Below are 22,028 nucleotides of genomic sequence, written 5' to 3' on the forward strand. Positions count from 1 at the left end.
AAATGCACAAACTTGAGCGCCTCTTGCGCCCGCGAACGATCGCCGTGTTCGGCGGCGCGCAGGCCGCCGCCGTCGTCGCGCAGTCGATCAAGATGGGCTTTGCCGGCGAGATCTGGCCGGTGCACCCGACCAAGGATGAAGTCGCCGGCCGCAAGGCCTACCGCTCGGTGGCCGACCTGCCCGGCGCGCCCGACGCCGCCTTTGTCGGCGTCAACCGGCATTTGACCATCGAGGTGGTCAAGGCGCTGGCCGAGCGCGGTGCCGGCGGCGCCGTCTGCTTTGCCGCCGGCTTTCTCGAGACCGAGGCTTATGACGAGCATGGCGAGCGATTGCAGGCGGAACTGGTCGCTGCGGCGGGCCAGATGCCGATCATCGGGCCAAACTGCTACGGCCTGATCAATTATGCCGACGGCGCGCTTTTATGGCCCGACCAGCATGGCGGCGTCAGGCTGGTCGAGGGTGGCCGCGGCGTCGCCATCATCACCCAGTCGTCGAACATCGCCATCAACATGACGATGCAGAAGCGCGGCCTGCCGATCGCCTTCCTGATGACCGCCGGCAACCAAGCACAGACCGGCCTTTCGGAAATGGCGCTCGGCCTGATCGAGGACGATCGGGTCACTTCGCTCGGCCTGCATATCGAGGCGTTCGATTCGGTAGCCGGCTTCGAAAGGCTGGCCGCGCGGGCGCGAGAGCTGAAGAAACCGATCGTCGCCATGAAGGTTGGCCGCTCCGAGCAGGCGCGGCAAGCAACGGTGTCGCATACCGCGTCGCTGGCCGGCTCGGACGCTGCCTCGGGCGCCTTCCTGAAGCGGCTCGGCATCGCCCGCGTCGATTCCATCCCGGCCTTCATCGAGGCGCTGAAGCTGCTGCACGTCACCGGACCCCTGCCCGGCTACCGGCTGTCGTCGATGAGCTGTTCGGGCGGCGAGGCGTCTGTCATGGCTGACAGCGCCGAAGGCCGCTGGGTGAATTTCCCGGCGCTGACCGACACCCACCGCGCCCACGTCAAATCGACGCTTGGGCCGCTGGTTGCGGTGGCCAACCCGCTCGACTACCACACCTTCATCTGGAACAACGAGCCGGCGATGACCGCCACCTTCACCGCCATGGTGTCGGGCGGCTTCGACCTAAGCATGCTGGTGCTCGATTTCCCGCGCCCCGACCGCTGCTCCGACACCGACTGGTGGACGACGCTGCGCGCCTTCGAATCGGCGCTGAAGACCAACAAGGCGCAGGGCGCGATCGTCTCCTCGCTGCCGGAAAACCTGCCCGAGGAATACACCGCCGGGCTGATGGGACGCGGCATGGTGCCGTTGTTCGGCATTTCCGAAGCCATGGACGCCGCCCAGGCGGCCGCCTTCATCGGCTGGGCCTGGCGCGCGCCGCAGGCGCAGCCGATCGACACCTCCGCTTCCGGGGCGCCGGCCGGCGACCATGTCACGCCTGATGAGGCCGAGGCGAAAGCGCGGCTGATCGAGGCCGGGCTCCCCGTGCCGAGGGGCGAACGCGCCGGCAATGCGGTCGAGGCGGTCATCTCCTCGATGGCGCTCGGTTTTCCGGTTGCGCTGAAGGCTTTGGGCGTCACCCACAAATCCGAGCTTGGCGCGGTTCGGCTCAACCTCAGGGACGCCGAATCCGTCAGCACGGCCGCCCATGATCTCGATGCGCTCGGCACCGGCCTCTATGTCGAGCGCATGGTGCGCGACGGCGTCGCCGAGCTGCTCGTCGGCTTCACCCGCGACCCGATGTTCGGCGCGGTGATGACGCTGGGCACCGGTGGTGTGCTGGTCGAGCTGCTGCGCGACAGCGTCACGCTGATGCTGCCGGCGACCCGCGACGACATCGAGGCGGCATTGCGCGGGCTCAAATTGTTCCCGCTGCTCGAAGGCTATCGCGGCCGGCCCAAGGCCGATCTCGCGGCGGCCATTGATGCGATATCAGGCATTGCCGCCTTCGTGCAGCAGAATGCCGGCGAGATCGAGGAGCTCGACATCAACCCGCTGATCGTCTGCGCGCAAGGCAAAGGCGCCTGGATCGCCGACGCGCTGCTGGTGCTTGGAGAAAACAAGAATGCCTGACGTCATCACCACCCGCCGCGAGGGCACGATCCTCGAAGTCACGCTCGATCGGCCCAAGGCCAACGCCATCGACCTTAACACCTCGCGGCTGATGGGCGAGACCTTCAAGGCGTTCCGCGACGATCCGGATCTGCGGGTCGCCATCATCAAGACCGCCGGCGACAAGTTCTTCTGCGCCGGCTGGGACCTGAAAGCCGCGGCCGGCGGCGATGCGGTCGACGGCGACTATGGCGTCGGCGGGTTCGGCGGACTGCAGGAACTGCGCGATCTCAACAAGCCGGTCATCGCCTGCGTCAACGGCATGGCGGTCGGCGGCGGCTTCGAGCTGGCGCTGTCCTGCGACCTCATCTACGCGTCGGATCACTCCTCCTTTGCGCTGCCGGAAATCCGCGCCGGTACGCTGGCCGATGCAGCGACGATCAAGCTGCCGAAGCGCATTCCCTATCATGTCGCCATGGACCTTTTGCTCACCGGCCGCTGGATGGATGTCGCCGAGGCGCATCGCTGGGGCTTGGTCAACGAGGTGCTGCCCAAGGAGAAGCTCGAGGATCGCGTCTGGGAGATCGCCCGGCTGCTCGCCGGCGGTCCGCCGCTGGTCTTTGCCGCGATCAAGGAGACGGCGCGGGTCGCCGAAGCGCTCACCTTCCAGGACGCGATGAACCGGGTGACGCGCCGCCAATTGCCGACGGTTGACGCACTGTACGGCTCGGAGGACAATCTCGAAGGTTTTCGCGCCTTCGCCCAAAAGCGCGACCCGGTGTGGAAAGGGAAGTGAAGGTATTGTTGGAATGACGGCACTCCGTCACACCCCCCTCTGGCCTGCCGGCCATCTCCCCCGCAAGGGGGGAGATCGGATGTCGCTTCGATTTTCGCCAATCTCCAACGTTGCAAGATGGGCTGCAAGGCCGAAGCTGCCAATCTCCCCCCTTGAGGGGGAGATGCCAAATTCTGTCAAACAGGGCAGGCCAGAGGGGGGTGTCCAGGCGAATTCGTTGCGATCCGGTCAGCGTCCATGACCGACTACAAAAAACTGATCGACGCCGAGACCTGGGCCTTCATCGAGCGGACCAATTCCTATTTTCCGCCTGATGCGATCGACTACACCATCGATCAGCAGCGCGACATCTACGACCGCATGTGCCGTGAATTCTCTGCCGGCCACCCAGACAACGTTACGGCGGAGACCACCGCCATTGCCACGCCTTCGCATCCCATCCCGATCCGCATCTACCGCACACCCGCGCCGGAAGCGGCGGCGATGGTGCTTTATTTCCATGGCGGCGGTTATATCCTCGGCGGGCTCGACAGCCATGACGACCTCTGTGCCGAGCTTTGCAGCCGCACCGGCTATGAGCTGGTTTCGGTCGATTACCGGCTGGCGCCGGAACATCTGCATCCGGCCGGCTTCGACGATGCCATCAGCGCCTTCGAATGGGCGGCGACGACCTACAAGCGCCCGATCCTGCTTTGCGGCGACAGCGCCGGCGGCAATCTTGCCGCCGCGGTCAGCCATGCGACGCGCGGCCATGCACGAAGGCCGATCGGCCAGGTGCTGATCTATCCCGGCCTTGGCGGCGACCGCTCGCAAGGCTCTTACGTGACCCATGCCGAGGCGCCGATGCTGACGGTCCGCGACCTCGATTTCTACACGAATATCAGGACCGGCGGCGAAGACCGCACCGGCGATCTCACGCTGTCGCCGCTGGCCGATGCCGATTTTGCCAATCTGCCGCCGACTGTGCTGATCACCGCCCAATGCGACCCGCTGTCGTCAGACGGCGAGGCCTATCGCGACCGCCTCGTCGCGGAGGAGGGTCACGCCTACTGGTTCGAAGAGCCGGGGCTGGTGCATGGCTATCTCAGAGGCCGGCACACGGTCGGTCGTGCGCGCTCGAGCTTTACCCGGATCGTTGACGCGGTATCGGCTCTGGGACGCGGCGAATGGATCTGGTGAGGGTCCTACCCCACTGCCCGCGACGCCGCCCGGCCGGCGCCGCGGCCTGAAAAAATGCAGCCGCCAAGAAATGTCCCTTCCAGCGCCGCATAGCCATGCATGCCGCCGCCGCCGAAACCGGCGGCTTCGCCGACCGCGTACAATCCCTCGACCGGCTGGCCATCGGTACCCAGGACACGGCTGTCGAGATCGGTCTGCAAGCCGCCCAGCGTCTTGCGGGTCAGGATGTTGAGCCTGACCGCGATCAGCGGCCCATTGGCAGGGTCGAGCATCTTGTGCGGCTTGGCCGTGCGGATCAGCCGGTCGCCGAGATAGGCTCGGGCGCCGCGCAAGGCGGTGATCTGCATATCCTTGGAGAACGGATTGTCGAGCTGCCGGTCACGGGCGCGGATTTCGTGCTCGACCTGCGCCAGTTCGAGCAGCGGCTCGCCGCCGACAAGCGCGTTCATGCGGGCGACCAGCGCCGGCAAATCAGGCTCGACGATGAAATCCTCGCCCTTCTCCATGAACGCCTTCACCGGACCGGGAACGCCCGATGTGGCGCGGCCAAGCACTTGGCGCCAGCTTTTTCCGGTGAGGTCGGGGTTCTGCTCGGAGCCCGACAGCGCGAACTCCTTCTGGATGATCTTTTTGGTCAGGATGAACCAGGAATAATCGAAGCCGGTGCTCATGATGTGGCTGAGCGTGCCCAGCGTGTCGAAGCCGGGATAGAGCGGGACCGGCAGGCGCTTGCCGCGGGCGTCGAGCCAAAGCGACGACGGGCCGGGCAGGATGCGGATCGCATGGTCGGTCCAGAGCGGCGCCCAGTTCCTGATGCCTTCGACATAGTGCCACATGCGGTCGCGGTTGATGATGCTGCCGCCGGCCTGTTCGGTGATCGCCAGCATGCGGCCGTCGACATGATCGGGAACGCCGGTGATCATGCGTCTGGGCGGCGTGCCGAGCCGCTGCGGCCAGTTTTTGCGGACAAGCTCGGGATTGCCGCCGATGCCGCCGGAGGCGACGATGACCGCTTGCGCCATGAGCTCGAAGTCACCGGCGATGCCGCGCGAACTCCTGCGGCCGCGCTCGACATCGCTCGGCTCAAGCATGTCGCCGCGCACGCCATTCACGACGGCGCCTGTCCGCGTCAGTCCGTTGACCCGGTGGCGGAATTTGAAGCGGATCAGCCCGCTATTCTCGGCCTCGCGCACGCGCCGTACGAACGGGTCGAGCGCGCCCGGCCCGGTGCCCCAGGTGACGTGAAAGCGCGGCACCGAATTGCCGTGGCCGACGGCGTTGCCGCCGCCGCGCTCGGCCCAGCCGACGACGGGGAAGAACTTCATGCCGCGCTGCGTCAGCCAGGAGCGCTTCTCGCCGGCGGCGAAGCCGACATAGGCCTCGGCCCAGCGGCGCGGCCAAAAATCTTCCGCACGGTCGAAGGCGGCGGTGCCAAGCCAGTCCTCGAGCGCCAGATCATGCGAATCGCGGATGCGCATGCGCCGCTGCTCGGGCGAATCGACGAGGAAGATGCCGCCAAGCGACCAGAACGCCTGGCCGCCGAGCGACTGTTCAGGCTCCTGGTCGACAACGATGGTCTTCTTGCCGGCCTCGGCCAGCTCGGCCGCCGCGACGAGCCCGGCAAGGCCGGCGCCGACAATGATCACATCCGCATCGTCAGCCACTTTCTCCCCCCGGCTCTCCTCCCCGGCTGACGATTGTCAGACCGTCTCCCAGCCTTCCTTCTCGCCGGCGCGGAAGATGGCGTCGATGACCTTCTGGTTGAGCACGGACTCTTCCAGCGTGAAGACGCGGTCGGTGCCGCCCTGTGCCGCCCGCGCGAAGGCCTCGACCTCCAGCCGGTATTGCTGCATGCCGGGGAAGCGGAACACTTGCGCCTCGCTGTGGTTCTCGTTGTGCAGCTCGATGCGATGGTGGTCGTAGATGCCGGCGTTGAACGGCGAAAGCACCTCGATGAAGCCCTTCTCGCCGTGGAACACCATCACCTGCCGGGCCGCCATCTGCGTCGAGAGATAGAACGACAATTCGAATTCGCCGAAATCGGCGCGGATGGAGGAGTAGATGTCGGTGCCGAATGTCTTGTCGCGCTCGATCGTCGCCTGGACGCGCAGCGGCTCCTTGCCCGTCGAAAAGCGCGTCGACACCGTCGGGTAGACGCCGATGTCGGGCAGCGCGCCGCCGCCGAGGTCGAGCTGGTTGCGCATGTTCTTGGGATCGACATTGTAGTAGGAGAACGCGCCCTGGACATGGCGCAGCCGGCCAATGGCGCCGCTGGCGATCAACTCGCGCACCTTGATCCATTGCGGGTGGTAGACGACCATGAAGGCTTCGCAAACCAGCACGTTTTTGGCGTCGCGCAGCTTGATCAGCGGCGGAATGTCCCTGGCGTCGAGCGCCAGCGGCTTTTCGACGAGAACATGCTTGCCGGCCTCGATCGCCTTGGCCGTCCATTCGACATGCTGGGCGGTCGGCAGCGGGATGTAGACGCCGTCGACATCCCTGGATGCGAGCAGCTCGTCATAGGAGCCGAAGGCATGGGGGGCGCCGAACCGATCGGCCAGGGCACGGGCTTTCGACAGGTCGCGGCTGGCGATCGCCGACAGCACGCCGTTCTCCGCCTCGACCATTGCAGGCAAAAGATGCTCGCGGCCGATCTTGGCCGTCGACAAAACACCCCATCGGAACATCAGGCTTCTCCCTCTTCAAATTGCAGGCGTGGAGGTTTGCCTGAAATCGGCAAAAAAGCCAATGCGAAGCATGGCAGCGAGCAAGGCGATCGTCTGCGGCTTGTTCGGATGCCGGCGCTGCCCTCCGCAGAGCTTGGGTTCCTCGTCTCCGCAAAGGGGGGCGAGGAAACCAGGTCCTGCAAAGGCTATCCCCTTCTACCTGTATGTGTCATGTCTAAGCCGACGACGCTCCCACAAGCCGGCTTTCTATCTTGAAGAAATCGACAAAGGCTCGCAGCGCCGGCCGCACCTGGCGGCGGCTCGGGTAGTAGGCGAAGAAACCGTCGAAGGGCGGGCACCAGTCTTCCAGCACGCGAATGAGCCCGCCGGTGGCCAACGCCTCGCGGACATAGTCCTCGAACAGGAAGGCAAGCCCAGCGCCGTCGGCCGCCGCATTGGCGATCAGATGGTCCTCGTCGAGGATCAGCGGCCCTTGCACCGCCAGTTCGATCTCCTCGCCATCCTTCTCGAATTCCCAGCGGTAGAGGATGCCGCTGGAGAAACGGAAGCGGATGCAACGGTGACCGACGAGATCGTGGGGATGGCGCGGCCTGGGCATGGTCGCGAAATAGGATGGCGCGCCGACGACGGCGCCGCGAAGGTTTGGCCCGATGCGCACCGCGATCATGTCGCGCTGCAGGCTCTCGCCTAGCCGGACGCCGGCGTCGAAGCCGCCTTCGACCACATCGGTGAAGCGGTCTTCGATGACGATCTCCAGCACGATGTCGGGATAGGCCGATGCAAAGGCACCGAGCCGCGGCGTCAGCGCCAGGTGGGCGGCGGTGCGCGGCACGGTCAGCCGGAGATTGCCAGCCGGCCGGTCGCGCGCCTCGACCGCCGATTCCAGCGCCAGATCGATTTCCGACAGCGCCGGCCTCAGCCGCTCGAGCAGCTGTGCGCCTGCCTCGGTCGGGGCGACGCTGCGCGTGCTGCGCGCCAGGAGCCGCACGCCAAGACGCGCCTCCAGGCTGGAAACCGCGTGGCTGACTGCCGATGGCGCGATGCAGAGCTCCTTGGCCGCGCCGCGAAAGCTGCCGCACTGGGCGACGGTAGCCAGCACTGCGAGTTGGGAAAGATCAGTTCGCTTCATTGTTCTATTTCTTGGAACAGCCCGTGCAAATGAGAGCCGATTATCGAACGCGGTGCAAGGCGCTATCTCTGCCGCATCACAACAAGGAGACGCGTGATGCAAACCCGCAAGCTTGGAAATGAACTTTATGTCTATCCGGTCGGTCTCGGCTGCATGGGGATGAGCTTCGGCTATGGCGGCCAGCCGGAGGTGGACGCGATCGCCACACTGCGCCGCGCCGTCGATATCGGCGTCAATTTCTTCGACACGGCCGAGGTCTATGGCCCGTACGAGAATGAGATCCTGCTCGGCAAGGCGCTGAAGCCGGTGCGTGACCAGGTGACGATCGCGACGAAATTCGGCTTCAAAATCCTTGAAGAAGGTAACGGCGTCGAGCGCATGGCGGGTGTCGACAGCCGCCCCGAACACGTCAAGGCGGTGGCCGAAGCGCCGCTGAAGCGGCTGGGCGTCGAGGTGATCGACCTGTACTACCAGCATCGCGTCGATCCCAATGTGCCGATCGAGGATACGGTCGGCGCCATGGCCGAGCTGGTGCGCGAGGGCAAGGTGCGCGCGCTCGGCCTGTCGGAGGCGAGCGCGGCGACCATTCGCCGGGCGCATGCGGTGCATCCGATATCAGCCGTGCAGAGCGAATATTCGCTGTGGAGCCGCGATCCGGAGGAAGAGGTGTTCGCCGTCTGCCGCGAGCTCGGCATCGGCTTTGTCCCCTACAGCCCGCTCGGCCGCGGCCTGCTGACCGGCACGATCGCCAAGCCCGAGGCTCTCGGCGCCGATGACTGGCGGCGTAGACTACCGCGCTTCCAGGCCGACGCCATGGCGGCCAATGCGGCTGTTGTCGCGACGCTGGAGACAATGGCGGCGGGCAAGGGCGTGACGCCGGCGCAACTGGCGCTCGCCTGGGTGCTGCATCAGGGCGACTTCATCGTGCCGATCCCCGGCGCGCGAAAAATCCGCCATCTTGAGCAGAATGCGGCAGCGGCACAGATTGCGCTGAGCCAGGCGGAAGTGGCGGCCATTGGCGACGCCCTGTCGCCGGAGAAGGTCGTCGGCAAGCGCTACACTGAAGAAATGCTGGCGCTGGTCAACGGATGACAGCGGCTATGAAATCCCTCCAGGCTTGAGTTGCCCATTCCGGGGGGCGAGCGCCAGCGTGAGGTCTCGCGCGGCTCTGCCTTCTCCCCCTTGTGGGAGAAGGTGTCGCCGAAGGCGACGGATGAGGGGTGTTCCAGCTTGGCAAAAGCCGCGCTCCGTCCAACACCCCTCTTCCGTCTTGGCGCTNCGCGCCAATCCACCTTCTCCCACAAGGGGAGAAGGCAAGATGGCGCGGTACCCCTTCTTAGTTTGCAACTTAGGCCCGCAGCACGCCGCCGGTCTGCTTGTTCACATTCTCGACGATGCGCTTTGCCAATGCCTCAAAATCCTCGTCGGTCAGCGTCTTTTCGACCGGCTGGATCGACACTTCGATGGCGATCGATTTCTTGGCGGCGCCGAGTGACGCCCCTTCGAAAACGTCGAAGACCGAGACGTTGGTGATCAGCTTCCTGTCGGCGGAAAGCGCTGCGCGGGTCAGCGTGCCGGCTTCGATCGCCTTGTCGACGACGAAGGCGAAATCGCGCTTGACCGCCTGGAAGGCGGACAGTTCCAGTCTCGGTTTTGTCCGCGTCGGCTTGACCTTCGGCTCGGGCACGGCATCGACGAAAACCTCGAAGCCGCAGAGCGGCCCGGAGACGTCGAGTTCTTCCAGCGTCTTCGGGTGGAACTCGCCGAACGTGCCCAAAATGACCTTCGGCCCGAGCTTGATCGTGCCGGAACGGCCGGGATGATACCAGGCCGGGCCGCCGGCCTCGATCTGCAGCCGCTCGACCGGCGCGCCGCAGGCTTCAAGTGCTGCGATCGCGTCGGCCTTGGCGTCGAACACGCCGACCGGACCGGCATTGCCGGCCCAGTGGCGGCCGGAGCCTTCGAGCTTGGCCGTGCCGCGCCGCACGCCGGCGGCGACGCGCCGCTGCTGGTCGGCCGCGTCACCCTCGTAGGTGCCGGACACTTCGAACAGCGCTACATCGCCGATGCCCTTGTCGGCATTGCGCTGCGCGGCGGCGATCAGGCCCGGCAGCAGCGACGGCCGCATATCGGACATGTCGGCAGCGATCGGGTTGGCGAGCTTCAGTGCGCTCTGGCCGCCGCCGAACAGTTCGGCATGCTTTGCCGGAATGAACGACCAGGTGACCGCCTCCATCATGCCGCGCACCGCCAGCGCCCGCTTGGCGGCGCGGGTGCGGACCTGCAGGACAGTCAGGATCTTGGCGTTGACGGCACCATGCGCGCCGAGCGGCTGCGGCGCGATGTTGTCGACGCCATGGATGCGCATGACCTCCTCGACCAGATCGGCCTTGCCGTCGACATCCGGCCGCCAGGACGGCACCGCCACATTGACGACATCGCCCGCGCCGTCCGGCTTGAAGCCGAGGCGCGAGAGAATGGCGAGGCTCTCGTCCCTGAGCACCTCTATGCCGGTCAGCCGCTTCACTTCCGACAGCGGGAAGGAAACGAACTTCGGCGCGTGACCGGCATAGCCGACGACTTCGGTTTCGGTCGGCGTGCCGCCGCAGAAGTCCAGCACCAGCTTGGTCGCCAGTTCCACGCCGGGCACCATGAATTCCGGGTCGACGCCGCGCTCGAACCGGTAGCGCGCATCGCTGATGATGCCGAGCGTCCTGCCGGTGCGGGCCGTGGTGATCGGATCCCACAGCGCCGATTCGATCAGCACGTCGGTGGTGTTCTCGTCGCAGCCGGAATGTTCGCCGCCCATGATGCCGGCGATCGATTCGACGCCGTCCTGGTCTGCTATCACGCACATGTCAGGCGCCAGCGTGTATTCGCGGCCGTCAAGCGCAAGCACCTTTTCACCGTCACGCGCCCGGCGCACGGTAAGGTTGCCGGCGACCTTGTTCGCGTCGAACACATGCAGCGGCCGGCCGCGATCGAAGGTGACGAAATTGGTGATATCGACCAGCGCGCTGATCGGCCGAAGCCCAATGGCGATCAGCCGCTGCTGCAGCCATTTCGGCGACGGACCGTTGTTCACGCCTTTCACCAATCTCAGGGCGAAGCCGGGGCAGAGCTCAGGGGCTTCGATCGTCACCTTCACCGGGCACATGCCACTGCCGGCATGCGGCATGATCGCGCCGCCGACGAGGCGGCCGAGTCCGCTCGCCGCCAGATCGCGGGCAATGCCGTAGACGCTGGTCGCATCCGGACGGTTCGGCGTCAAATTGATCTCTATGACCGGATCGTCGAGATGGGCGTAGGCGGCGAAGCTGGTGCCGACCGGCGCATCGGCCGGCAGATCGATGATGCCGTCATGCTCTTCGGAAAGCTCGAGCTCGCGCTCGGAGCACATCATGCCATGGCTTTCGACGCCCCTGATCTTGCCGACCGTCAGCGTCACGTCGATGCCCGGAATATAGGTGCCGGGTACTGCAAAGGCGCCGATCAGGCCCGCGCGGGCGTTCGGCGCTCCACACACAACCTGCACGGGTGCCTTGCCGTCGCCGGTATCGACCGTCAGCACGCGCAACCGATCGGCATCGGGGTGCTGCACCGCCGCCAGCACCTTGGCGATGACGAAGGGTTTTAGGCTCGATCTGTCGTCGACATGCTCGACTTCGAGGCCGATCGAGGTCAGCCGCTCGACGATCTCGCTGAGCGAGGCGTCGGTCTCGAGGTGGTCCTTGAGCCAGGAGAGGGTGAATTTCATGACTGTGTTCCGTCTGGTCTGGGCACGCTGGTCTTCAGATGTCTCGGCAAGTCATCCGGCATGTGCACGAAGGGAAGCTGCTCGCGCACATGGGCGTGGTGCGTCGGCTTGAAATAGGCCGGCATGTCCATGGCGCCGAGCATGAAATAGATGTGGTCGGCCAGCCGCTCATCGACATAGGCGATCGGCGAACCGCAGATGCCGCAAAAGGAGCGCGTCACCGGCCCGTTCTCGAACATCTTCAGCGCCTTGCCCGTGAAGGCGACCTGCTCGGTGATGAAGCCGACGAAGGCCGATACCGGCGCGCCGCTGGCCCGCCGGCAATCGCCGCAATGGCAATAGCTGACATGGTGCGGTTCGGCCGAAGCCTCGAACCGCACGGCGCCGCAGCGGCAGCCGCCGGTGTGGGCCGCTGTCATGTGCTCAAGCCTGCGAACAGCGTCGGCATGTCGAGCGGCCGGAAGCCGTAATGCGACAGCCAGCGCACATCGGCGTCGAAGAAGGCGCGCAGGTCCGGCATGCCGTATTTCAGCATGGCGATGCGATCGATGCCCATGCCCCAGGCAAAGCCCTGATATTCGTCGGGATCGAGCCCGCCATATCTCAGCACATTGGGGTGGACCATGCCGCAGCCGAGGATCTCCATCCAGTCGGAGCCTTCGCCAAAGCGCACCTCGCCCGGCCGCGAACGGTCGCACTGGATGTCGACCTCCATGCTGGGTTCGGTGAACGGGAAGAAGCTCGGCCGGAAGCGCATCTTGACTTGGCGTACCTCGAAGAAGGCCTTGCAGAACTCCTCCAGCACCCATTTCATGTTGGCGACGTTGGCTGATCTGTCGATCACCAGCCCTTCGACCTGATGGAACATCGGCGAGTGCGTGGCATCGGAATCCTGGCGGTAGGTTTTTCCGGGAATGACGATTCGGATCGGCGGCTTCTGCACCTCCATGGTGCGGATCTGCACCGGCGAGGTGTGGGTGCGCAAAAGCTTGCGCTCGCCCTTCTTGTCCGGCTGGAAAAAGAAGGTGTCATGCATCTCGCGCGCCGGATGGCCTTCCGGGAAGTTCAGCGCGGTGAAATTGTAGTAATCGGTCTCGATATCGGGACCTTCGGCGATGGCAAAGCCGAGGTCGCCGAAGATCGCGGCAATCTCGTCGCTGACCTGGCTGATCGGATGGATGCGGCCGCGCTCGGCCGGCGATTGCCGCACCGGCAGTGTGACGTCGACCTTTTCCGCCGCGAGCCGTGCCGCGATCGCTGCGTCCTTGAGTTCGGCGCGGCGCGCGGTAAGCGCCTCGGTGATGCGGTTCTTGAGACCGTTGATCGCCGGGCCTTTTATCTGGCGCTCTTCTGCGCTCATCGAGCCGAGCGTCTTCAGCATTTCGGAGACCGAGCCCTTCTTGCCGAGCGCTGAAACACGCACGGCTTCGATCGCCTGCTCGTCGGCGGCCGACGAAATGTCGCTCATCAGGGAATTTTCGAAAGTTTCCATGTCACTCATGTTTCAGACTCGATTGAAGGCAAAGAAAAACCCGCGCCAGCCCTGCCAGCGCGGGTTTCCCAAATCAAGTGTCGATGTGCTTGGGAAGGCGCTGGTTAGGCTACAGCGCTTTCAAAAGCGTTTGGCGTGGTGTTCTTGAGGTACTCGAGCGCGACCTTGGCCTTGGCCACAAGGGCGGCAAATGCCTGCGGCTCGTGGATGGCCATGTCCGACAGGACCTTGCGATCGATCTCGATACCGGCCTTGTTGAGACCGTCGATGAACCGGCCATAGGTCAGGCCATGCTCGTGGGTCGCGGCATTGATGCGCTGGATCCACAGAGCGCGGAACGAACGCTTACGGTTCTTGCGGTCGCGGTAGGCATACTGCAGCGACTTTTCCACCGCCTGCTTGGCGATGCGAATGGTGTTCTTGCGGCGGCCGTAGAAACCCTTGGCGGCTTTCAGGACCTTTTTGTGCTTGGCGTGCGAGGTGACGCCTCTTTTTACGCGTGCCATGTCATGATCTCCTTAAAACTTGTCCAGACCGAATGCCTTAGAGGCCGTTCGGCAGAAAATTCTTGATGACCTTCTTGCCATCCGGTTCAGCCAGAACCATCGTGCCGCGGGCATTTCGAATGAACTTGTTGGAACGCTTGATCATGCCGTGACGCTTGCCGGCCGCAGCCGACAGGACTTTTCCCGTACCTGTGATCTTGAACCGCTTCTTGGCGGCTGACTTGGTCTTCATCTTGGGCATTTTGCTACTCCGTTTATGTGCGCATCATCGCGCTTTTTGTTCGCTTCAGGCCGACCAAAGCCCGAAAAGCAAATGAAACCGCCACGGCATGCCCTGCCGGGCGGTTTTTGGGAACGGCGGTGCTATACGTCAAAGCGGGGCGGCGTGCAACACCCTGTGCCGACACACCTTGGGCCTATGGGAAACGGAACAGCACCGGCAGTATGCCCGATTGCTGGGCGGCGTCGATCGATTCGAAAAACGGCATGGCGACGAGGAACACCAGTCCGTCCAGCAGCGTCGTCCGCAGCAGGCGCGGCTTGAAGCCGCCGGTGTCGCCTTCCTGATACAGCGAAAGCTTCGGGAAAAAGCGCGGCACTCGCGCCATATAGGCCTGGAATGGCGTTCCGAAGGCCTCCTTCAGGAACGTCTCTTCGCGCAGGATGACGACATGAAAGGCGGCGGCGCAAATCACCGCGAAGCCGATCGCCGCACTGATCGAGCCCATCTGCGCGCCGACGCCGGCGGCAGCTATCGAGGAGAAGACATAGAGCGGATTGCGGGTGATCGAATAGGGTCCGCCGGTAACCACCTCGGAGGATTTGCGTCCGCCGATATAGAGCGTCGACCACAAGCGCCCGACAATGCCAAGAAAGATCAGCAGGACGCCGACCATTTCGATCGTTTCGTGCGGCACGCTTTCGGGAGGAAAAGCAGACTGGCCAAACAGCAGCGCTGCGAACATGACGACCACGAGGGCGGCAAGCACCATCCTGCGCGCGTGCTGATACCTGCCCAGCGCACGCCTGGCCTGCGCTTGTTCGGCCTGCGCCGATTTAACTTCATTGAGCATGTCGGGAATCCAATCGTCGAGGAACTTGCCGGTGATCGCGGCATCCGCAGTTCAATACAGCCAGAAGAGGACGGGAATTACACCGCTTTCCTGTCCGGACTCGATGAGTTCGAAAAACGGTACGGAAGCCACGAACATCAAGCCGTCGCGCAGCGTGTGATTAAAAATGCGCGGTGTGAAGGTGACCTCGGCCTGATCGCGATAAAGCCGGGGATTGGGAAAAAACCGCGGCACCCGTGCGATGTAGTCCTTGTACGGCGCCCCGAGCACGGTCGTCAAATGCCGTTCCTCGCGCAACGTGACGATGTAGAACGCGGCCGCGCACAAAACCGCCGACGCCACCGAGGCGATCACGCTGCCGGTCTGGGCGCCGATGCCGGCGGCCCCTATGGTGGAGAAAAAATACAGCGGGTTGCGCATTACCGAATATGGGCCGGTAGCAACCAGTTCGGCCGATTTGCGGCCGCCGATATAGAGGATCGACCAGAGCCGGCCGCCGATCCCGATCAGTATCAGGGCGATGCCGTATTGCCCCTCTATGCGTTCGTGGCCTAGTTCATCGTGCGTGGAGCCGCCGAAGATCAGCAAAGCGCAAAAAGCACCGATCAGCAGCGCCAGCAGGACGCGCCGGCGCCGCTGATAGCGGCCCATTTCGTCGAACGATCTTTCAATCGGAGAACGTGCCGCAGCGGCCATGGACAATCCTTTCGCCGCGAGGACCGGCACCCGGACTCCTTGTCGATGCAACTTGCGGAGAAATCATGGCGAAGACAAAAACAAACAAAAGGCCGCCGAAGCGGCCTTTGCTTTGACGGGACCGCTTTAGCGGAATCGCTTAGCGGGGCGCCAGCACCATCATCATCTGGCGGCCTTCGAGCTTCGGTTCAGCTTCGACTTTGGCGATCGGTGCAACTTCCTCGCGAACCTTGTTCAAAAGCTGCATGCCGAGTTCCATATGCGCCATCTCGCGGCCGCGAAAGCGCAATGTCAGCTTGACCTTGTCACCTTCCTCGAAAAACCGCCGGACCGCTTTCATCTTGGTCTCGTAGTCATGGCTGTCGATGTTCGGGCGCATCTTGATCTCTTTGATCTCGATGACCTTCTGGTTCTTGCGCGCCTCAGCCGCCTTCTTCTGGTTGGCGTATTTCAGCTTGCCAAGATCGAGAATTTTTACGACGGGCGGCACTGCGTTGGGCGATATCTCGACCAGATCGAGCCCAGCCTCTTCGGCGAGCAGCAATGCGTCGTTGATGGAGACATCGCCATGGTTGTGGCCTTCGGCGTCGATAAGCTGGACCCGGGGAACCCGGATGTCACGGTTGGAGCGCGGGCCCTCCTTGGTGGGCGCCGTTGCTTTGAAAGGTCTGCGAATGGTCGTGGTCTCCTTGAGCCGTTTCGTTAAGGGGTTTTCAATTCAGAATTGCGAACGCGCCAATGTGGTGAGCGCGCGGCCGGAGTCAATAGCACAGCGCTCACAGGAAATCACCTGTTCCCTGACTTCTGCCTGCACCAAACGAAGAAAGTTGCCGAGCACTTTTCGTGGAACCGTCCGCTGTGTCAAAAGACCTGCGTGAGGAGTGAGCCATGACCGCACCGGTTTTTCTCGACGTCGACGGAACCAGCATCGCTGTCAGGCGCGCTGCGGGTGCCGCGCCAGGCATTGTCTGGCTCGGCGGCTACAAGTCGGACATGCTGGGCACCAAGGCCGAGAAGCTGGCGGAATGGGCGAGCGGGCAAGGCCGGGCTTTCCTGCGCCACGACTATTCCGGTCACGGCGAATCGGGCGGCGCCTTTGCCGACGGCACCGTCTCGAACTGGCTTTCGCAAAGTCTCGCCGTCTTCAATCATTTCACGCAAGGCAGGCAAATCCTGGTCGGCTCCTCGATGGGCGCATGGATCGCGCTGCGCATGGTCCAGGAATTGCGCCAGGAATTGCACACGCCAGGCGAGAACCGCATCGCCGGTCTGGTGCTTCTAGCGCCGGCGCCGGATTTCACCGCCGAGTTGGTCGAGCCGGCGCTGACCAAAGCGCAGAAGCGCGATCTTGCCAAAAAAGGTTTTTTCGAGGAGCCGTCGGACTATTCGGCCGAGCCTTACATCTACACCCGAGCGCTGATCGAGGACGGCCGCAACAACCGGGTACTGACCGGGCCGATCGACACCCACTGCCCCGTCCACATATTGCAAGGGCTGGCCGATGCCGACGTGCCGCCGAGCCATGCGCTGAAACTGGTCGGCCTGCTGCCGGCCGACGACGTCACGCTGTCGCTGATCCCCGACGGCGACCACCGCCTGTCGCGGCCTCAGGATCTCGACATGCTGGTGCGGGCGGTCGATGCCATCGTGCGGCAGGCAGGCTAGGACATGCGCATTTCCATTCCGGTATCCGCCTTCGTCGCAGCGATCGTCGGCTTCGGCGGCACGTTGGCCATCGTCATCGCCGCCGCCAAGGCGGTCGGCGCGACGCAGGTCGAAACCGCGAGCTGGGTGACGGCGATCTGCCTCGCCATGGCGATCGAGAGCCTGTGGCTGTCGTGGCGCACCAGGATGCCGGTCATCGCCGCATGGTCGACCCCGGGGGTGGCGCTGATCGCGGCATCGAGCGGCTTTTCGATCGGCGAGGCCGTCGGCGCCTTCATCGTCACCGGGATTTTGCTGATTGCCACCGGCCTGTTCAGGCCTTTGACCAAGCTGATCGCCAGGATACCGGCCTCGGTCGCGTCGGGCATGCTCGCCGGCATCGTCGTCACCTTCGCCATCAATGCTGTGAAGGCGATTCCCGTCGACCCGTGGCTGGTCCTGCCGCTGATCGCCGCCTTCTTTGTCATCCGCCTGTTCAATCCGGCGCTCTCGGTGCTGGCGGTGCTGATCGGCGGCGGCGCAGCCGCCTTCCTCACCGGCCGGGTCGGTGGTCTGCCGACCCCGGAACTTTCGACATTGACGCTGATTGCGCCGCAGTTCACCGTCACGGCGATCGTCGGCCTGGCGCTGCCGCTTTATCTCGTCACCATGGCCTCGCAGAACCTGTCCGGCCTCGCCGTGCTGAGGGCCGCGGGCTACCACCCGGAACCCGGCCCGCTGATCGGGGTCACCGGCCTGCTTTCGCTGCTGTCGGCGCCATTCGGGGCCTCGACCACCAATCTGGCGGCGATCTCGGCGGCGATCTGCACCGGCCCCGACGTGCATCCCGATCCGGGCGAGCGCTGGAAGACCGGTCCCTTCTACGCGCTTGCCTACCTCGTCTTCGCCATTTTCGGCGCCTCGCTGGTGGCGATCTTTGCCGTGCTGCCGCAGAGCCTGATCGTGCTGGTCGCCGGACTGGCGCTGATGGCGCCGCTCGCCAACGCGCTGTCGATCGCCTTGAAGGAAGACGGCGAACGCATGGCCGCTACCGTCACCTTTGCCGTCACCGCCTCGGGGCTGACGCTGTTCGGCGTCGGTGCGGCGTTCTGGGGGCTGATTGCGGGCCTGGTCGTCCTTTTCCTTGAAACGCTCAAAAAGCGATAATCATTTCAAACGCTTGTCCGGTTTTGGCCGACACTGTCTTGAATCGCCGTTTTTCTCATCCCATTTCGATTCCACGCAGCCGGGATTGGCTGTCTCCAACTGAAGGATTGGGAGAAAATGAACACATCTGCATTGATCCGTCCGGCCTGGACGCCGGCGACCATCGCTCTGATGGTGATCGGTTTTATGGTGTTCTGGCCGCTCGGCCTCGCCATGCTCGCCTACATCATCTGGGGCGACCGGCTTGACGGCTTCAAGCGCGACGTCAACCGCGCGACCGACGGCATCTTCGCCGGCTGCCGCCGCGGTTCCGACAAAGCGGCGCGCTGGGGCCACGGCTCCGCCCGCACCGGCAACGTCGCTTTCGACGACTGGCGCGAAAAAGAACTCGAGCGGCTCAATGAAGAGCGCCGCAAGCTCGACGAGATGCTGAGCGAGTTCGACGAATACGCCAGGGAATTGCGTCGCGCCAAGGACCAGGAAGAGTTCGACCGTTTCATGGCGAACCGCAACAAGTCGACGTCACCCACAACCGGCGGGCCCACAACCGGCGGTGGCAAATCCACGCCAGGCCTGCTTGACGAGTAAGGCACTTGCCTCGACATAAATAATAATCAAAAACGGCGTCGCGTCAGCGGCGCCGTTTCTTTTTTGTTCTATTCGTTTTCCTCGAATCACGTATCGTCCCGGCCATGTCATTCGGCTTCTTCCGCAACCTGACCAAACCCAGGCCCGCCCCCGTCGTGGAGCGGGAGCATTGTGTTGCCGGCCGCACGCTGCCGCTCAAGATCGTCGAGAGCGACCGGGCGCGGCGATTGACGCTGCGCATCGATTCCGGTGGCCGGGGCCTGCGCATCACCGTGCCACCGGGCCTGCGGCGAGGCGAGGTGGAAAAATTCCTTGACCGCCATCAAGACTGGCTGGAGCAGCGGCTGGCCAAGGTGCCCAACAGGCCGCAGGTGCGGCCCGGCATCAAAATACCGGTGCGCGGCGTGCCGCATCGCATCGTTCATGAGCCCTCGAAACGCGGTACCGTCACGCTGTCGTGCGACGAACGCGGTCCGCTGATGATCGTGCATGGCGAGCGCGTGCACCTGCCGCGCCGCATCGCCGATTTCCTCAAGCGCGAGGCCAAGCGCGAGATCGAGCGGTTGGTGGTCAGGCACACCGGGACGATCGGCAAGCGCGCCAAGGCAATCCGCTTCAAGGACACGTCGAGCCGCTGGGGGTCATGCACGTCGGACGGCAACCTGTCGTTCTCCTGGCGCATCATGATGGCGCCGCGACCGGTCATAAACTACCTCGTCGCGCATGAGGTGGCGCATCTCAAGGAGATGAACCACGGCCCGAAATTTTGGAAACTGTGTGAGCAGCTCTGCCCCGACACCGAGCGCTGCAAGGACTGGCTCAAGCGCAATGGCGGCGCGCTGCAAGCGATCATGTTCGAGTAGGATGCTTGAAGGCGGAGCGGAATAAAAACTGTAGCGATCCTTCGCACCCCCTCTGTCCCGCCGGCATCAATAGGTTCTGCACTGCTGCTCAGTCGTCATTCGCCGCATTCAACTCCTCCGGCCGCAAGCCTTCGTCGGTATGGCGCGGCCATGGCAGGAAGTCCTTCTTGAAGGCATTGCTGCCAAAATAGTCGAGCGCGCGGTGTGCCTCGGCGCCGTTGAAGGCGGCCTTGTCCATCAGATGGGCGATGACCTCGCGAGCCTGCGCGACTTTTTGCCTGAGTTGGGCGACGGTATGGTCTGCCATGCTTGTTTGCTCCCGTCGGTATTATCTGAAGTAAGTAGCCCGTTCCGCTCTCTTGTCTTAGGAAGGTAGCGCGTTCCGCGCCGGTGGCAAACATGCGCTTTTTCTCGACTCTTTTGCCGTTTCGTGCCAATCCCCGCGTCATGGCGCTCGACATCAAGATATGCGGACTGAAGACCGACAAGGCATTGGCCGCGGCATTGGCCGGCGGCGCCAGTCATGTCGGCTTTATTTTCTTTGCCAAAAGCCCGCGCTATATCGAGCCGGCGGAAGCCGGCCGCTTGCGCGAAGCGGCAATCGGCAAGGCCAAGGCGGTTGCCGTGACGGTCGACGCCGGCGATGCGTTTCTGGATGAAATCGTCGAAAAAATGCAGCCCGACATGCTGCAGCTGCATGGCTCGGAAACGCCGGAGCGGGTGGCCGAGATCAAGGCCCGCTATGGCCTGCCGGTGATGAAGGCGCTGCCGGTCAGCGATACTGCCGACCTGGAGCGGACAAGACCCTTCGTCGGCATTGCCGACCGTTTCTTGTTCGACGCCAAGCCGCCGAAGGGTTCGCAACTGCCGGGCGGCAACGGCATTGCTTTCGACTGGCGACTTCTGGCCGGCCTTGACGCAGGCGTCGATTACATGCTTTCCGGTGGGCTCAACGCCGCCAACATCGGCGATGCCTTTCGGCTTGCCAACCCGCCCGGACTAGACATTTCCTCAGGCGTGGAAAGCGCGCCGGGCGTCAAGGATCCGGCGCTGATCGAACAGTTTTTCCAGGCCGTCAAGGCAGCACGCGACAGCCGCGCCGCCTGACCGTGCTTCAAACCACAAGCTAGGAGATCGGCGATGAACAAGCCGGCGATACCCAATTCCTTCCGCACCGGACCCGACGAGCAGGGCATGTTCGGCATCTTCGGCGGTCGTTTCGTTGCCGAAACATTGATGCCGCTGATCCTCGACCTCGAGCGGCACTGGAACGAGGTCAAGGACGATGCGGATTTCAAGGCCGAACTGACTGACCTTTCGACCCACTATGCCGGGCGGCCGTCGAAGCTTTATTTCGCCGAAGGCCTGACCAGGCATCTTCGCGAGGTTTCCGCGGCTAAGGGCCTCGGGGGCGGCGCAAAGGTCTATTTCAAGCGCGAGGATCTGAACCACACCGGCTCGCACAAGATCAACAACTGCCTCGGCCAGATCCTGCTGGCCAAGCGCATGGGTAAGAAACGCATCATCGCCGAGACCGGCGCCGGCCAGCACGGCGTGGCGTCGGCCACCGTGGCGGCGCGTTTCGGCTTTCCGTGCGTCGTCTATATGGGTGCCACCGACGTCGCCCGGCAAAGCCCGAACGTCTTCCGCATGAAGCTGCTCGGCGCCGAGGTGCGGCCGGTGAGCGCTGGCCACGGCACGTTGAAGGACGCCATGAACGAAGCTCTCCGGGATTGGGTGACCAATGTCGAGGATACCTACTACCTGATCGGCACCGCCGCCGGCCCGCACCCCTATCCCGAGCTGGTGCGCGACTTCCAGTCGGTGATCGGCATCGAGGCGCGCGCCCAGATCCTCGAGCAGGAAGGCCGGCTGCCGGACACCATCATCGCCGCCGTCGGCGGCGGCTCCAACGCCATCGGCCTTTTTCACCCGTTCCTCGACGACCGCAGCGTAAAGATCATCGGCATCGAGGCCGGTGGCCGCGGCCTCGACGGCATCGAGCATTGCGCCTCGATGAACGCCGGCGCGCCCGGTGTGCTGCACGGCAACCGCACCTATCTCCTGCAGAACGCCGACGGGCAGATCATGGACGGGCATTCGATCTCGGCCGGCCTCGACTATCCCGGCGTCGGGCCGGAGCATTCCTGGCTGCGCGACAGTGGCCGCGTCGACTATGTGCCTGTTCTCGACGACGAGGCGCTGGAGGCGTTCCAGTTGACGACGCGCGTCGAAGGCATCATTCCGGCGCTCGAATCCGCCCACGCCATCGCGCATGCGGTGAAGATCGTGCCGGCCATGGACAAGGACCAGATCGTCATCGTCAACCTGTCCGGCCGCGGCGACAAGGACGTGCATACGGTGGCCAATATGCTGGGCATGGAGATCTGA

General features: G+C 64.1%; 22 protein-coding genes. 10 read left to right on the top strand and 12 right to left on the bottom strand.

What is annotated here, in order from left to right; all coding sequences use genetic code 11:
• Window positions 1–2 precede the first annotated feature (2 nt).
• From M727_RS0106585 to M727_RS0106595, 3 genes are all read left to right on the top strand, one after another.
• The gene (locus M727_RS0106585; RefSeq protein ID WP_027152009.1) at window positions 3–2,081 is read left to right on the top strand and encodes an acetate--CoA ligase family protein; all 2,079 of its coding nucleotides are present in this window, start codon (window positions 3–5) and stop codon (window positions 2,079–2,081) included.
• The gene (locus tag M727_RS0106590; RefSeq protein ID WP_027152010.1) at window positions 2,074–2,856 is read left to right on the top strand and encodes a carnitinyl-CoA dehydratase; all 783 of its coding nucleotides are present in this window, start codon (window positions 2,074–2,076) and stop codon (window positions 2,854–2,856) included. Before M727_RS0106585 ends, M727_RS0106590 begins: the two co-directional genes overlap by 8 nt.
• A 237-nt stretch (window positions 2,857–3,093) precedes the next feature.
• The gene (locus M727_RS0106595; RefSeq protein ID WP_027152011.1) at window positions 3,094–4,035 is read left to right on the top strand and encodes an alpha/beta hydrolase; all 942 of its coding nucleotides are present in this window, start codon (window positions 3,094–3,096) and stop codon (window positions 4,033–4,035) included.
• A 5-nt stretch (window positions 4,036–4,040) separates the two neighbouring features.
• On the opposite strand, the gene M727_RS0106600 is transcribed toward M727_RS0106595, so the two are convergent.
• The 3 genes from M727_RS0106600 to M727_RS0106610 form a co-directional block, all read right to left on the bottom strand.
• Entirely contained in the window at window positions 4,041–5,699 is a 1,659-nt protein-coding gene (locus tag M727_RS0106600) for an FAD-binding dehydrogenase (RefSeq protein WP_027152012.1), read from the bottom strand.
• 36 nt (window positions 5,700–5,735) lie between these two features.
• Entirely contained in the window at window positions 5,736–6,722 is a 987-nt protein-coding gene (locus M727_RS0106605) for a Gfo/Idh/MocA family oxidoreductase (protein ID WP_027152013.1), read from the bottom strand.
• Window positions 6,723–6,936: 214 nt separating this feature from the next.
• A complete protein-coding gene (locus M727_RS0106610) occupies window positions 6,937–7,851 on the bottom strand; it encodes a LysR family transcriptional regulator (RefSeq protein WP_027152014.1) in 915 nt (304 codons plus the stop codon).
• Between the two features lie 96 nt (window positions 7,852–7,947).
• On the opposite strand from M727_RS0106610, the gene M727_RS0106615 reads away from it, so the two are divergent.
• Complete coding sequence (locus M727_RS0106615; RefSeq protein ID WP_027152015.1) at window positions 7,948–8,943, top strand: aldo/keto reductase; 996 nt, start codon at window positions 7,948–7,950, stop codon at window positions 8,941–8,943.
• A 256-nt stretch (window positions 8,944–9,199) separates the two neighbouring features.
• On the opposite strand, the gene pheT is transcribed toward M727_RS0106615, so the two are convergent.
• The 8 genes from pheT to infC all read right to left on the bottom strand — a co-directional run bounded on the left by pheT (window position 9,200) and on the right by infC (window position 16,051).
• Window positions 9,200–11,608: a phenylalanine--tRNA ligase subunit beta gene (gene pheT, locus M727_RS0106620; protein WP_027152016.1), complete on the bottom strand. Its 2,409-nt coding sequence runs from the start codon at window positions 11,606–11,608 to the stop codon at window positions 9,200–9,202.
• Window positions 11,605–12,027 carry a GFA family protein gene (locus tag M727_RS0106625; protein WP_027152017.1) on the bottom strand — a complete coding sequence of 141 codons (423 nt, stop codon included), beginning with the start codon at window positions 12,025–12,027 and terminating at the stop codon, window positions 11,605–11,607. Before M727_RS0106625 ends, pheT begins: the two co-directional genes overlap by 4 nt.
• Entirely contained in the window at window positions 12,024–13,109 is a 1,086-nt protein-coding gene (gene pheS, locus M727_RS0106630) for a phenylalanine--tRNA ligase subunit alpha (protein WP_027152018.1), read from the bottom strand. The genes M727_RS0106625 and pheS overlap by 4 nt, the downstream gene beginning before the upstream one ends.
• A gap of 95 nt (window positions 13,110–13,204) precedes the next feature.
• Window positions 13,205–13,606 (bottom strand): 50S ribosomal protein L20, encoded by a 402-nt coding sequence (rplT, locus tag M727_RS0106635; RefSeq protein ID WP_023796882.1) that lies wholly within the window; start codon window positions 13,604–13,606, stop codon window positions 13,205–13,207.
• 37 nt (window positions 13,607–13,643) lie between these two features.
• Complete coding sequence (rpmI, locus tag M727_RS0106640; protein WP_006201248.1) at window positions 13,644–13,847, bottom strand: 50S ribosomal protein L35; 204 nt, start codon at window positions 13,845–13,847, stop codon at window positions 13,644–13,646.
• Between the two features lie 175 nt (window positions 13,848–14,022).
• A complete protein-coding gene (locus M727_RS0106645; protein ID WP_027152019.1) occupies window positions 14,023–14,679 on the bottom strand; it encodes an isoprenylcysteine carboxylmethyltransferase family protein in 657 nt (218 codons plus the stop codon).
• Window positions 14,680–14,730: 51 nt separating this feature from the next.
• Window positions 14,731–15,375 carry an isoprenylcysteine carboxylmethyltransferase family protein gene (locus tag M727_RS0106650; protein WP_051505541.1) on the bottom strand — a complete coding sequence of 215 codons (645 nt, stop codon included), beginning with the start codon at window positions 15,373–15,375 and terminating at the stop codon, window positions 14,731–14,733.
• 139 nt (window positions 15,376–15,514) lie between these two features.
• A complete protein-coding gene (infC, locus tag M727_RS0106655) occupies window positions 15,515–16,051 on the bottom strand; it encodes a translation initiation factor IF-3 (protein ID WP_077374810.1) in 537 nt (178 codons plus the stop codon).
• A 212-nt stretch (window positions 16,052–16,263) separates the two neighbouring features.
• Here infC and M727_RS0106660 point away from each other — a divergent pair, with 212 nt between their 5' ends.
• The 4 genes from M727_RS0106660 (at window position 16,264) to M727_RS0106675 (ending at window position 19,637) form a co-directional block, all read left to right on the top strand.
• Window positions 16,264–17,040, top strand: a complete 777-nt coding sequence (locus tag M727_RS0106660) for an alpha/beta hydrolase (protein WP_027152021.1) — start codon at window positions 16,264–16,266, stop codon at window positions 17,038–17,040.
• Window positions 17,041–17,043: 3 nt separating this feature from the next.
• Window positions 17,044–18,186, top strand: a complete 1,143-nt coding sequence (locus M727_RS0106665) for a benzoate/H(+) symporter BenE family transporter (protein WP_027152022.1) — start codon at window positions 17,044–17,046, stop codon at window positions 18,184–18,186.
• Between the two features lie 117 nt (window positions 18,187–18,303).
• Window positions 18,304–18,774 carry a DUF2852 domain-containing protein gene (locus tag M727_RS0106670; protein ID WP_023796888.1) on the top strand — a complete coding sequence of 157 codons (471 nt, stop codon included), beginning with the start codon at window positions 18,304–18,306 and terminating at the stop codon, window positions 18,772–18,774.
• A gap of 104 nt (window positions 18,775–18,878) precedes the next feature.
• Complete coding sequence (locus M727_RS0106675) at window positions 18,879–19,637, top strand: M48 family metallopeptidase (protein WP_027152023.1); 759 nt, start codon at window positions 18,879–18,881, stop codon at window positions 19,635–19,637.
• Between the two features lie 88 nt (window positions 19,638–19,725).
• On the opposite strand, the gene M727_RS0106680 is transcribed toward M727_RS0106675, so the two are convergent.
• Window positions 19,726–19,944, bottom strand: coding sequence for a hypothetical protein (locus M727_RS0106680; protein ID WP_027152024.1), 219 nt, complete (start codon window positions 19,942–19,944; stop codon window positions 19,726–19,728).
• A 140-nt stretch (window positions 19,945–20,084) separates the two neighbouring features.
• On the opposite strand from M727_RS0106680, the gene M727_RS0106685 reads away from it, so the two are divergent.
• Together M727_RS0106685 and trpB are read left to right on the top strand one after the other, a co-directional pair.
• A complete protein-coding gene (locus M727_RS0106685; RefSeq protein WP_027152025.1) occupies window positions 20,085–20,744 on the top strand; it encodes a phosphoribosylanthranilate isomerase in 660 nt (219 codons plus the stop codon).
• Between the two features lie 33 nt (window positions 20,745–20,777).
• On the top strand, window positions 20,778–22,028 hold the full coding sequence (gene trpB, locus M727_RS0106690) for a tryptophan synthase subunit beta (RefSeq protein ID WP_027152026.1): 1,251 nt from the start codon (window positions 20,778–20,780) through the stop codon (window positions 22,026–22,028).

The sequence above is a fragment of the Mesorhizobium sp. WSM2561 genome (assembly GCF_000513915.1).
Classification (GTDB): domain Bacteria; phylum Pseudomonadota; class Alphaproteobacteria; order Rhizobiales; family Rhizobiaceae; genus Mesorhizobium; species Mesorhizobium muleiense.

Bases quoted from the DNA above. Each gene is read 5' to 3' on its own strand.
- M727_RS0106680 (WP_027152024.1), bottom strand. From the start codon at position 19,944: ATGGCAGACCATACCGTCGCCCAACTCAGGCAAAAAGTCGCGCAGGCT.
- trpB (WP_027152026.1), top strand. From the start codon at position 20,778: ATGAACAAGCCGGCGATACCCAATTCCTTCCGCACCGGACCCGACGAG.
- M727_RS0106650 (WP_051505541.1), bottom strand. From the start codon at position 15,375: ATGGCCGCTGCGGCACGTTCTCCGATTGAAAGATCGTTCGACGAAATG.
- M727_RS0106670 (WP_023796888.1), top strand. From the start codon at position 18,304: ATGAACACATCTGCATTGATCCGTCCGGCCTGGACGCCGGCGACCATC.
- M727_RS0106595 (WP_027152011.1), top strand. From the start codon at position 3,094: ATGACCGACTACAAAAAACTGATCGACGCCGAGACCTGGGCCTTCATC.
- M727_RS0106625 (WP_027152017.1), bottom strand. From the start codon at position 12,027: ATGACAGCGGCCCACACCGGCGGCTGCCGCTGCGGCGCCGTGCGGTTC.
- pheS (WP_027152018.1), bottom strand. From the start codon at position 13,109: ATGAGTGACATGGAAACTTTCGAAAATTCCCTGATGAGCGACATTTCG.
- M727_RS0106665 (WP_027152022.1), top strand. From the start codon at position 17,044: ATGCGCATTTCCATTCCGGTATCCGCCTTCGTCGCAGCGATCGTCGGC.
- M727_RS0106610 (WP_027152014.1), bottom strand. From the start codon at position 7,851: ATGAAGCGAACTGATCTTTCCCAACTCGCAGTGCTGGCTACCGTCGCC.
- M727_RS0106605 (WP_027152013.1), bottom strand. From the start codon at position 6,722: ATGTTCCGATGGGGTGTTTTGTCGACGGCCAAGATCGGCCGCGAGCAT.
- rplT (WP_023796882.1), bottom strand. From the start codon at position 13,606: ATGGCACGCGTAAAAAGAGGCGTCACCTCGCACGCCAAGCACAAAAAG.
- M727_RS0106675 (WP_027152023.1), top strand. From the start codon at position 18,879: ATGTCATTCGGCTTCTTCCGCAACCTGACCAAACCCAGGCCCGCCCCC.
- M727_RS0106645 (WP_027152019.1), bottom strand. From the start codon at position 14,679: ATGCTCAATGAAGTTAAATCGGCGCAGGCCGAACAAGCGCAGGCCAGG.
- rpmI (WP_006201248.1), bottom strand. From the start codon at position 13,847: ATGCCCAAGATGAAGACCAAGTCAGCCGCCAAGAAGCGGTTCAAGATC.
- M727_RS0106685 (WP_027152025.1), top strand. From the start codon at position 20,085: ATGGCGCTCGACATCAAGATATGCGGACTGAAGACCGACAAGGCATTG.
- M727_RS0106660 (WP_027152021.1), top strand. From the start codon at position 16,264: ATGACCGCACCGGTTTTTCTCGACGTCGACGGAACCAGCATCGCTGTC.
- M727_RS0106615 (WP_027152015.1), top strand. From the start codon at position 7,948: ATGCAAACCCGCAAGCTTGGAAATGAACTTTATGTCTATCCGGTCGGT.
- M727_RS0106585 (WP_027152009.1), top strand. From the start codon at position 3: ATGCACAAACTTGAGCGCCTCTTGCGCCCGCGAACGATCGCCGTGTTC.
- pheT (WP_027152016.1), bottom strand. From the start codon at position 11,608: ATGAAATTCACCCTCTCCTGGCTCAAGGACCACCTCGAGACCGACGCC.
- M727_RS0106590 (WP_027152010.1), top strand. From the start codon at position 2,074: ATGCCTGACGTCATCACCACCCGCCGCGAGGGCACGATCCTCGAAGTC.